6 protein-coding genes are annotated in these 12,562 nt (G+C 41.1%); 2 read left to right on the forward strand and 4 right to left on the reverse strand.

The annotated features are described in order from the left end of the window. Positions 1–151 precede the first annotated feature (151 nt). Positions 152–532 carry a flagellar basal body-associated protein FliL gene (locus H4J65_RS08065; protein ID WP_182197351.1) on the reverse strand — a complete coding sequence of 127 codons (381 nt, stop codon included), beginning with the start codon at positions 530–532 and terminating at the stop codon, positions 152–154. A gap of 335 nt (positions 533–867) precedes the next feature. On the opposite strand from H4J65_RS08065, the gene H4J65_RS08070 reads away from it, so the two are divergent. Then, a complete protein-coding gene (locus tag H4J65_RS08070) occupies positions 868–1,434 on the forward strand; it encodes a chorismate lyase (RefSeq protein ID WP_182197353.1) in 567 nt (188 codons plus the stop codon). Positions 1,435–1,446: 12 nt separating this feature from the next. Further along, positions 1,447–2,307 carry a 4-hydroxybenzoate octaprenyltransferase gene (gene ubiA / locus H4J65_RS08075; RefSeq protein ID WP_182197355.1) on the forward strand — a complete coding sequence of 287 codons (861 nt, stop codon included), beginning with the start codon at positions 1,447–1,449 and terminating at the stop codon, positions 2,305–2,307. A 148-nt stretch (positions 2,308–2,455) separates the two neighbouring features. Here ubiA and H4J65_RS08080 read toward each other — a convergent pair whose 3' ends face one another. The 3 genes from H4J65_RS08080 to plsB all read right to left on the reverse strand — a co-directional run bounded on the left by H4J65_RS08080 (position 2,456) and on the right by plsB (position 12,430). After that, entirely contained in the window at positions 2,456–3,943 is a 1,488-nt protein-coding gene (locus H4J65_RS08080) for a glutamate synthase subunit beta (RefSeq protein WP_182135784.1), read from the reverse strand. A gap of 20 nt (positions 3,944–3,963) precedes the next feature. Next, positions 3,964–8,571, reverse strand: a complete 4,608-nt coding sequence (gene gltB / locus H4J65_RS08085; protein ID WP_182197357.1) for a glutamate synthase large subunit — start codon at positions 8,569–8,571, stop codon at positions 3,964–3,966. 1,417 nt (positions 8,572–9,988) lie between these two features. Then, positions 9,989–12,430 (reverse strand): glycerol-3-phosphate 1-O-acyltransferase PlsB, encoded by a 2,442-nt coding sequence (plsB, locus tag H4J65_RS08090; protein ID WP_182197360.1) that lies wholly within the window; start codon positions 12,428–12,430, stop codon positions 9,989–9,991. Between the last annotated feature and the right edge of the window lie 132 nt (positions 12,431–12,562).

The raw sequence follows: 12,562 nt of genomic DNA on the forward strand, positions 1-12,562 counted from the left end.
TTTATTTAATCACTCGTGTGAGTAGTGATTCAATAAATATCGAAGTAGTCGCTTGTTTTAATCCATAGCTGACAAAGTGAGTGACATAGGTGTGCATGTGCTTTCATCAAACACTCTGAGCATTCATGATGGGTAGTTGATTTAGTAGCCTTTAGTTATCTAGCCATTGAGTGAATAACAACTTTTTAATTAATGGCTTACCTGTTTCTTCTGCTAATAATTGTTTAACTTTCTCTTCACACAAAAGCTGTATTTCATGGCGGCCATTGATTGATTTTATTTGTGACTCGGGTTGTTGACCAATAATATTAATAATGGCATCACGCAGCAAGGGTGCATGATGTTCAACAATCGTATAATTTACCGAGTCTTCAATCATCAACTCCACCGTTAGGCGAACATAGCCCATTTTTTTCTTAACGGCCACGTAATTAGTTACTATCGAAGGTTCGAAGCCAAAGTAAGCATAATCAGCCGCTTTAGCAAAAGACGAACTGAGCAGTACTAAGATTAAAACAATGGATGTTTTCATACACTAAAACTCAAATTGGTTAATAAATTTACTGTTTATAGTCAAACAGTAAATAGGTTGATTGCGATTAAATGATAACCTGAATTTTGATCATACGTTGAGTTATTTAGCGATTTTTTTATCTGACGCTTATCTGAATGATATCTAGCTAATATCAAACTGATACCTAACTGATGCCTAATAAATACCTAATAAATAATACTGACCTAAAATCGCTAATATCTACGGGCGTCAGTAAGTAGGGTAAGTAAGCGTTATTCAATACAGGGAGTGCACTGTATTTTTACCCTGCTAAACGCTATCATACGTCGTTTTTCGTTAAATAGTTTTCAAGTATGACAACAGAGCATTCATTATTTCCTGTGCAAATGGTCGCAAACTGGCAACCACCAGAAAACTTTACCCTGCCTAATAGCTTGCGCGATTGGTTACTCGATCCTAGTTCATTAACCGCACGACTGAAATCCCATGGTCAACAATTTCGTGTCGAAGTGCTAGGCCAATGCATACAAGCCTGTGATGCGGTTGAAGCCAATGATGATATTAGCGCGGGCGAGCCAGTATTGGTTCGCGAAGTATTATTGTATTGTGACGATATTCCCCAAGTATTCGCCCGAAGTTTATTGCCTTTAAGCTCTTTAACCGGCGCTCATCAAGAGTTAGCGCATTTGGGTACGCAGTCTTTAGGGCAGGTATTGTTTAATCATCCCGATTTACGGCGCAAAAAAATTCAAGTGGCGGTGTTTGACCAAGACTCTAGTGTCGCGAATCTCGCCAATTATTTAGCCTTAAAAAACACCCCACAAGCCCTTTGGGGTCGTCGTTCGGTTTTTGTACTTGATGATAAACCCTTAATGGTGGCAGAAATATTTTTACCTAATGCCATTGCCTATCAAAAATAAAAGAGTATTACTTTGAGTAATTTGAAGAAAAAACTAAGTGCTATCACACAAATTACCCGTATGGATAAGCCCATTGGCACTTACTTGTTGCTTTGGCCAACTTACTGGGCCTTATGGATTGCCTCTGATGGTTGGCCGTCATTACATATGATAGTGGTGTTTAGCCTAGGTGTTTTTTTAATGCGCAGCGCTGGTTGTATTATTAATGATTATGCCGACCAAAAAATTGATGGTGCCGTTAAACGTACGCAAAATCGGCCGTTAGTCACTGGCGCTTTGTCGAGTAATGAAGCCTTGCAGTTGTTTGCCACCTTCATTTTACTGGCTTTTGCCTTGGTGCTAACCTTAAGTAATTACACCATTATGCTCTCTGTTGTGGCAGTTATATTAGCGGCCAGTTATCCGTTTATGAAACGTATAACTCATTTTCCACAGCTAGTATTAGGCGCCGCGTTTAGTTGGGGCATGATTATGGCTTTTGCCCAAGAGCAAGGTCAAATACCGGTTACCGCTTGGCTTTTATTTACCGCCAACGTTTTATGGACTACCGCATACGACACCATGTACGCCATGGTCGATCGTGATGATGATTTAAGAATTGGCGTAAAATCAACAGCGATCGTCTTTGCTGATCGTGATAAACGTATTATCTTATTTTTACAATTAATGACCTTAGGCTTATTATTTACCGTTGGTGATATTTTAGCCTTTGGTTGGCCTTTTCAGTTGTCGTTAGTGATTTCTGCAGGCTTTTTCTGCTATCAACAAATTTTAATTGCTGAGCGTGACCGTGACCGTTGCTTTCAAGCCTTTTTAAATAATCATTATGTCGGTTTAATTGTCTTTATTGGTGTAATGGTGGAGTATTTATAAGATTGTTAAGTAGCTTTGCCTGTGCTCGCTATACCCTACATCCTGTTATGCGCCGCTCCTGTACATAAAAAAGTCCTAGCGTTATCAAAACGCTAGGACTTTTTTAATCATTAATCGCTTTACACTCAAAGCGTTTGTCAGTGTTACCTTAAGGTAAGTAGCTACTGCCCATTAAGTAAGTGTCTACTTCACGAGCGCAACGACGACCTTCATCAATAGCCCAAACAATTAAACTTTGACCACGGCGACCATCACCGGCAGCGAACACGCCTGGCTTGCTAGTAGCAAATTTATCGTATTCTGCCGCTATGTTAGAGCGATTGTCTTGCTCAAGGCCGAACTGCTCAATCAAGCCACCTTCAGGGCCCATGAAGCCCATGGCGATGAGTACGATGTCAGCCGGAATAACTTTTTCACTGCCCGCAACTTCTTGTGGGAACATTTGGCCCTTGTCATTGCGCTGCCAAGTTATATGAACCGTATGTACCGCTTTAACATTACCTTGGTCGTCACTTTCAATTTTTTTAGTCATCACTAAATATTGACGAGGGTCTTGACCTTGAACGGCAATTGCTTCTTTTTGACCATAATCAACCAACAAACGTTTTGGCCATTCTGGCCAAGGATTTTCTGCACTACGTTGCCCTGGAGGACATGGCATAATTTCTAGTTGAATAGCGTTTTGGCATTGATGACGTAATGAGGTACCAATACAATCAGTACCGGTATCACCGCCACCAATAACCACCACATTTTTGCCTTGAGCATTAATGTACTGACCATCTTTATGTTCACTGTCGAGTAAGCTTTTAGTATTAGCTTTCAAGAAGTCCATGGCAAAATGAACACCCTTAAGTTCACGACCTTCAACCGGCAAATCGCGCGGTACGGTTGCGCCAACACATAGCACAACCGAGTCAAAATCGCTTTCAAGTTGTGCTGCACTAATGTCTTTACCCACTTCGGTATTAGTGACAAACACTATGCCTTCTTCGGCTAAAATATCAACACGACGTTGCACGAGCTCTTTTTGCAACTTCATATTGGGGATGCCGTACATCAGCAAACCACCAATACGATCAGCGCGCTCATAGACAGTAACCATATGACCCGCTTTATTCAGCTGTGCCGCTGCAGCAAGCCCAGCAGGGCCTGAGCCAATAACAGCAACATTTTTACCGGTACGCGCTGATGGCGGCTGTGCAACGACCCAACCTTCTTTAAAGGCATGATCAATAATTTCTTTTTCATGCAGCTTAATCGCTACTGGGTCAGCATTGATACCTAGTACACAAGCACCCTCACAAGGTGCTGGACATACTCGGCCAGTAAACTCGGGGAAGTTATTAGTTTTATGCAATAAATCGATGGCGTCTTTCCAACGTCCTCGGTAAATTAAGTCATTCCATTCAGGAATAATGTTGTTAACCGGACAACCCGCTACGACCGGAGCAAACTCTGATTTCGCTGACTGACAAAATGGCACACCACAGTCCATACAACGAGAAGCTTGCTGCTCAACATCAGCCAGTGGTATTTCTTCATAGACTTCAAGCCAATCAATTAAACGCTCGCTTGGATCGCGTTCAGTTGGCAAGGCACGACCTACGTTGATAAATCCTGTTGGATTTCCCATAATATATTCTCCTTGGCAGCTTAAGCTTTTGCGCTAGCTATGTTGTTTAAATGGATATCGAATGCTTGAACGGCTACGTCATATTCTGACTCGAACTTACCGCTTTCACGTACGTCATTCATGTAGCCTTGCATACGCTTGTAATCAACTGGCATAACTTTCACAAAACGCTTAACGTTGTTGTTCCAATCGCTTAATAATTCACTGGCAACATCTGAGCCAGTAGCGTCAAAATGCTGAGTAATTAAGGCTTTTAATTCGAGACTTTCAGCCTCAGTATCAACCGTTTCTAATGCCACCATTTCCATGTTGCATTTAGGGGCAAAGTCATTGTTCTTATCAAGTACATAAGCGATACCACCCGACATACCCGCCGCAAAGTTACGACCCGTTGTGCCTAGGATAACGGCTTTACCGCCCGTCATGTATTCACAACCGTGATCACCAACGCCTTCAACAACCGCGGTAGCACCCGAGTTACGCACACAGAAACGTTCGCCCGCAATACCGCGAATAAAAGCAGTACCTGAGGTTGCACCAAAAAAGGCCACGTTACCAATTAGGATGTTTTCACTGGCTGAAAATTTGGCTTGTTTGCTTGGGTATACCACCAGGTTTGCACCAGAAAGTCCTTTACCAAAGTAATCATTGGCATCGCCTTCCAGTTCAAAATGCAGGCCTTTAGCTGAGAAACAACCAAAACTTTGACCCGCTGAACCGTTGAACTTCACCTTAATGGTGTTTTCTGGTAAACCTTCAGCATGATATTTTTTAGAGATTTCATTAGAAATCATCGCACCAATGGTTCTATCGGTGTTGATAACATCATATTCAAGAGAAACGCTTTGCGATGAATCAAGTGCCGCTTGCGCATCTTTTATCATCTTGCGATCAATAATATCGTCAATTAGATGTTTCTGATTAATTGATTGATAAAGTGTTTCGTTCTCATCGCACTCTACTTTGTGCAATAACGGCGTTAAATCAACACCTTTGTATTTCCAATGGTCAACATTTTCAAGTTGCTTAAGACACTGAGTCTGACCAACCATTTCCTCAATACTTCTAAAACCTAACTCAGCCATGATTTCACGTAAACCTTCCGCCATCATGGTAAAGAAGTTCACTAAAATGTCAGCACGACCGGTAAAGCGCTCTCGCAGGCCTGGATCTTGTGTTGCTATGCCAACAGGACAAGTATTTAAATGACACTTGCGCATCATGATACAACCTTCAACCACTAACGCAGTAGTTGCCATGCCGTACTCTTCTGCACCAAGTAAGGTAGCAATTGCTAAATCGCGCGGTGTTTTAAGCTGACCATCTGTTTGTACGGTAATTCGGCTACGCAGTTTATTACGTACCAAGGTTTGATGAGTTTCAGCCAAACCAAGTTCCCACGGTAAGCCGGTATGTTTGATTGAACTCAGTGGTGAAGCACCGGTGCCGCCATCGTGACCGGCAATCAGTACCACATCAGCATAAGCTTTCGCCACACCTGATGCGACCGTACCTACACCGGCTTCAGAAACTAATTTAACGTTAACACGGGCATCGCGGTTAGCATTTTTAAGATCGAATATAAGCTGAGATAAATCTTCAATAGAATAAATATCGTGATGTGGTGGCGGCGAAATCAAGCCAACACCAGGTGTTGAACCACGTGTTTTACCAATCCAAGCATCCACTTTATCACCCGGTAACTGACCACCCTCACCCGGTTTAGCGCCCTGCGCCATTTTAATTTGTAACTCGTCAGCATTAGCCAAATAATGACTGGTCACGCCAAAACGACCCGAAGCAACTTGCTTGATGCGCGAATTCATCGAGTCGCCATTTTCTAACGGCGTAAAACGAATGGGGTCTTCACCACCTTCACCGCTGTTGCTCTTACCACCAATACGGTTCATTGCAATAGCTAGCGTAGTATGTGCTTCCCACGAGATTGAACCAAATGACATAGCGCCAGAGGCAAAACGTTTGAAAATGTTGCCAATCGGTTCAACTTCACTTAAGGGTATTGAAGCGCGATCACTACTAAATTCAAGTAAACCACGTAAGGTAAAAGCTTCTTTACTCTGATCATCAACTGTTTTGGTGTATTGCTTAAATTGATTAGTATCGTTACTAGCGGTTGAATGCTGCAGTAAACGAATAACCGTTGGGCTAAATAGATGACGTTCGCCATCATGACGCCACGAGTATTCACCACCGGTTGGCAATAAGTTTTCAATGGCAATACGACTCGCTTCAGGGAAACCTTCACGATGACGTAATAGCGCTTCTTGAGCGATTTGATCTAGGCTTAAGCCTTCGATTCGACTGACAGTACCCGTAAAGTACTTATCAACAACTTCAGCATTAATACCCAAGGCTTCAAAAACTTGCGCGCCTAAATACGACTGTAATGTTGAAATACCCATCTTAGAGAAGGTTTTCAATAAACCACTACCAACGGCTTTAGTATATTTGTCGGTGATTTGTTCGTTTGATAGTTGACTATCAAGTACGCCTTCATCACGTAAACCATACATACTTTCTAGTGCTAAGTAGGGGTTTACCGCTGCTGCGCCATAACCAATAACGGTGGCAAAATGGTGCGTTTCGCGAATATCAGCAGATTCAAGAATAATATCAGCGTGAGAGCGTAAATTTTCACGAATTAAATAATGATGCACAGCTGCGGTTGCTAATACCGATGGAATAGCGACATGATCACTGTCAACTTCACGGTCACTTAATATTAAGATGGCATAGCCATCTTCAACTGCATTTTTGGCGTATAAACAAACCCGATCCAGTGCATTTTTAAGCGCACCAGCTTTACCACTCGCTTTAAAAGTAATACTAATAGTTTTTGATTGCAGATGATCATTATCAATATGCTGTAACTTTCGTAATTGCTCGTTGGTCAGTACCGGTTGCTCAATTTCAACTTTATGACAATGCGCTGCGGTTTCTTCTAGTAAGTTAAGTGACTTACCAATATAACCACGCAATGACATTACTAACTCTTCACGAATCGGATCTATAGGTGGGTTAGTTACCTGAGCAAACAACTGCTTAAAATAATGTGATAATTGCTGTGGACGATGTGACAATACGGCTAATGGTGTATCTGTGCCCATCGCGCCTAATGGCTCTTTCGATGTGCCCACCATGCCGGCCAGTATTAAGTTAAGATCTTCACTGGTATAACCAAAGGCTTTTTGTATTTTGCGCAATTCTGCTAATGGCGGCTGTGCAATAGAAGCCGGTGATACAGGGAGTTGGTCTAACTCAATTTTATTTTCTGCTATCCACTGACCATAAGGCTGTGCCGAGCTAACTTCTTGCTTTACTTCGTCATCACTGATAATGCGACCTTGCTTTAAGTCAGCAATGAATATTTTACCCGGTTGCAAACGACCTTTTTCAACCACGGTGGATTGATCAACACACAAGGTACCCGTTTCAGAGCCCATGATTAAGGTGCCATCGTCAGTTAACAAGTAACGCGAAGGACGTAAACCGTTACGATCTAGCGTGGCGCCAATAACATTGCCATCGGTAAACGATAACGAGGCTGGGCCATCCCACGGCTCCATAATACAAGCATAATACTCATAAAATGCGCGTTTGGTCGCATCCATATCTGTTTGAGTTTGCCATGCTTCTGGCACCATCATCATCATGACTTGCGCTAGCGAACGTCCACTTAACACCAATAACTCAATGGCCATATCAAGGTTGGCAGAATCAGAGTTATCGTTATTACAAACTGGATTCAACATGTTTAATTCAGCAGGGCTAAAATTAACTGAACTAAACAATGCTTCACGGGCATTCATCCAGTTAATGTTACCGCGGACGGTATTAATTTCACCATTATGGGCGATATAACGAAACGGTTGCGCACGACGCCAAGCAGGAAAAGTGTTGGTTGAGAAACGTGAATGGAACATCGCCATACCAGAGATAGTTCGCTCGTCTTGCAGATCAAGATAATATTGGCGAACTTGCTGCGTGGTAAACTGGCCTTTGTAAACAATTTTAGTTGACGACATTGACGTAACATAAAATTCGTCACGTTCTTCGGCAATAGTGGCATTAATTTTATGCGAGGTGTATTTGCGCAAAACAAACAACTTACGCTCAAATTCTTGTGCTGTTAGTTTTTCTGGCTTGGCAATAAACACTTGTTCTATGTTCGGCTCGCTGTCAAGTGCCGCAGCGCCTAACATAGAGTTGTCACCTGGGACATCACGATAACCTATCAAGGTTAAGCCCAAGTCAGTAATATTTTGGTTTAATATGCTTTTACACGCGTCACTTTGCGCTTTTGAGCGCGGAAAGAAAATCATGCCGACGCCGTAATCTCCAGCATCGGGTAAGGTAAAACCTAAGCTTGCAACTTCTGCGCTTAAAAAATCATGAGGTATTTGAATAAGAATACCGGCACCGTCACCGCTTTTCACGTCAAAACCTGTACCACCACGATGTTCCATGCAACTCAACATGGTGAGTGCATTGTCAATAATATCGTGAGATTTTTTACCCTTTAGGTTGGCAACAAAGCCAATGCCACAACTGTCATGTTCAAACTCGGCACGATAAAGGCCTTGGGGTTTTTTACTCATATCATTCATTGCTCATTCCTATTTCATCAAGCGATTGCTATTAGCTAAATTGTCTTTGCTAATTAAGTCATCTATTTTTAATGCTCAAAGTGTGCGCTACTGGTCCTTCAGAATATTACTTTGAATTTCTTGAACATCTATCGCGAAACTTCTACTGAGTTTTTATGAGACGATATGTCATTAATGAAAATCATTATTTAAAGCGGCCGGGAAAATTATATGTAAAATGGCTCTGAGTCAACTCTAATGTGAATTTATATTCTAATTATTTGCATATAAATAGTGCTAAATTGATATTAAAAACTATTTATATTTACCCTCCAAGTCTTTAAATTTAGTTTTATCACGGCACGTTAGCTAATTGATTTTTTTATAAGACACTCTTTATACTGCATATATAGTTGAAAATTAGCTTTACGGCAAAGAAAACCATTATATTTTTACAAGGGATTTTTTCATTCTCAATCGTCTCACTTTAAGGCATTGCCTACTAATATAATTTAGGGGTAATAAGAGTAACGCTCAGCCAGATAAATCATATTTTGGCTACATTTTAGTCTTTGCAAGTTGTGGCTATGAGACCGACTTTAACATTTTTGAGTGTTTTTTACTCATCACCCCGACATATAGCTTAGTTTTGATCGGTTATAAGCACTAAAAAGTTAGCGGTTTAAAATAAACATATGACACTTAGGCACAAAAAATCAACTCTAGGATAAATTTATCCTGGCTAGATTTGCCTAAATTAACGCTAAGCTCGATATTAATAGCCAACCTTATCTCAGTAAGGCAAGGGTAATAGCGAGGAAGTTCAATATAAACTTTTTCATGCCCAGTGCAGCAGTGCAAAAAATCCAATAAATGATTGCATGCAAGCAAGGGCTAGAACTCAATCAGCTTAATGCTAATAGCCAGCTTATATAAAGTAGTATCAGCTAATGGTAGATGGTCAGCTTTGGCTACTAGAGTAAAACATCATCAAGAAAGGTTTTTTAAATAGAACTACGCAGGCTAGCAATCCATGTGAGGGTGAAATAGTCGCCTTATGTTCAGGCCATGACAAAGCCAAAAAAGCAAACACCAGATGCTTCTTCACAGTCAGGCCATTAAAACGATTACAAGCGACAAAACACCGCCTATTGGGGTTATGCCATCAACTAGAACATCGATTGCATTAGCGCCTTTAGCCGTGAGCCTAAAGCAGCAACAGCAGCGTCACTTCCAGCTTGCTCGGTTAATGAGACCTCTCAGCTTGCGGCTTTGCCACGTTATGAGTCAGACGTTTAAGCCCTTTTCAAACATTATCCACCCGCATTATGGGCTACTTGCTGTTAACACAACAAACGGTCGTAAAAAGCAATATAGCCGCTAGTACTGGCAAATAGTACTAGCAAATAGTACTAGCAAATAGTACTAGCAAATAGTACTAGCGAACGATACTTTGTAGAACCTCGATATCAACTAAATTACTCACTGAGCTTTTTAATAAGCCTAGCGTGCTGCTATCAACTAATTTATCGTCGTCATCTAACACAATATAGCCTTGATTTTTCATCGCGGTAATTAATGTTGCCTGCGCTTTTTTATCAATAAATTCAGGCGCATTAATATTGTTTAATACGGATAAACGTTGAGCAATAGCCACCACTCTTTCATTTAACTCAAGCTTTTTAATCGGTGCTAATTGACTCAGTAGTGAGGTAATAATGGCAACACGTTGCATAGTTTCATTAACACATTCTGCTATTAAACGTATTGTTGCCCGATTTTCATCGCCACTGCTTAATGACCAAACACCGGCTTTGCTTTGTTTTGCAATGCCCTCTTGTGCCAAAAACTGACAAACCGCTTGTACTTGTTGCGCAACGTCATCGGCTGATTGCCATAAAAATAAATCTGTTTTTAATAATTCTATTAAGCGCTGAACTTGGCTCAGTAAACTGTCTTGACTGATTTTTGCGTTGCGCTCTAGTAAACGACAAACCAGTGATGGCAATATAAAGGTGTGCAAAATATTGTTTCGATAGTAACGCAGCTCCAAGATTGCACTGTCAGTTAAAGAAATAATCTCACCAAAACTGTCTTGGTTTACCGTCACTTTATTGAGCAAAATCACGTGCTCTAACAATGCTGCACCGCTGTCATCTGGTATGGTTAATTCAACATGGTATGGTGCAAAACGTTGCATGGCGATGAAAAAATCAAGTTGACTGATTAACTCAGCTTTAGATAAGGCTTTATTTTCTGTTGCATGTAAAATCAGTGATACTAAAGCAACACCATTTAACGCCGCGCATTGGTTGATTGAGGTCATAACTTGCTGTGCTAGCAAGTTAACACTGGGGTTTAGCCATTTAGGTTTTTGTGGGTCAATAGGATCAATGGCTTGTTTCCAGTCAGGTACCTGGTTATTTAGAAACTGATTAACATTAATCGGCTCACCAAAGTTAACGTAACCTTTACCATAGTTGCGCAAATTTCGTATCGCTTTAATCACGCCAAATATCGACTCACCCTTCTTTTGGCTGCCACTCAATTCTTTATGATAAGTGCCCACTTCCATCACGTGTTCATAGCCAAGATAAACCGGCACTAAGGTTAATGGACGGTCAATACCGCGCAGCATACTTTGAATGGTCATGGCGAGCATACCGGTTTTTGGTGACAGTAATCGACCGGTTCGGCTACGTCCACCTTCAGAATAATATTTAACTGGGTAGCCACGTTCAAAAAGTAAACCTAAATATTCACGAAAGATAGTGGAATAAAGGCGATTACCCTTAAAGCTACGACGAATAAAAAAGGCGCCGGCCTTTCTAAAAATAGGCCCTGCTGGCCAAAAATTTAAATTAATACCAGCAGCGATGCGGGGTGTAACTAAGCCTTGTTGAAAAATTACATAAGTGAGTAGCAAATAATCCATATGGCTGCGATGACACGGCACGTAGATAATTTCATGCCCTTCTTGCGCTAAGTTGCGTAAACGCTCAGCTTTATTCACTTCGATACCGCTATACAGGCGATTCCATAACCAACCCAGAATGCGTTCGCCAAAACGTACCGTCACATCGCGATAATCACCGGCAATTTCATCCATTATGGCTAATGCCTGCTTTTTAGCTTGTGCTTCAGTGATGTTTTTATTTTTTGCTTCTTCACTGATCACGCGTTTTATCGCGGGATTGACGATTAAGTTAGCGAACATTTGTTGACGATGCATCAGTCTCGGCCCTGTGGCCGCAATAATTTGTCGATGAAAGTGAAAACGTGCAATACGCATTAATTTTCGCGCACTGACTTCATCACTACCGTGCTTATCTGCCATGTGGCGAAATGAAATAGCGGCACTAAAGCGCACCAAGGTATGGCGACCTAAAAATAAAACAATGAAAAATTTGCGTAACCAGTTGGGAGATTCTTGATCGGCTAACAGCGTACCCACATTAGTATTGTTTTTTTCTTTCGTTGGAGTACGTCCCCAAATGACATTAGCTGGAATAAGTAGCGCGTCTAGTTTTTCATTATTAGCGTGAGCATTAAGCAATTCAAACCCTTGCGCTATTGCCGTAGTTTTTGTTGATTTGCGCCAATAAAATAATGCCGTGGGTTTTTCCAAAAACAGTAAACGTGACAAAATTTGACCATCAACATTCACTGGCGCTAATGGGTCAGGCAGATTGGCTTTTTTACAAGCGGTACGTAACGATAAAACATCGCTAGCCGATTGATGACGTAGCACATAAAATACCGGTTGCTCAGTGGTTAATTGACCTAAATTAATTATTTCATCGGCAACCACTTTGCAATGCACGAATAACTTTATTGGTAAACGTAGTAATAAATAAAATAATTTACGAATGGCTAACATCTTGTTTTACTCAGCTTTATTTGATCATTTATTATAACACTTAGCTTAAAAGTTGTCTCTTATACTAAGACTAAATTTTGGCTTGCGATGCTCGTTCTTAGCAGCTAATAATTAACTGTTAAAAGTGTTCAA

Source organism: Colwellia sp. MB02u-9 (genome assembly GCF_014077085.1).
In the GTDB taxonomy this organism is placed as follows: Bacteria; Pseudomonadota; Gammaproteobacteria; order Enterobacterales; family Alteromonadaceae; genus Cognaticolwellia.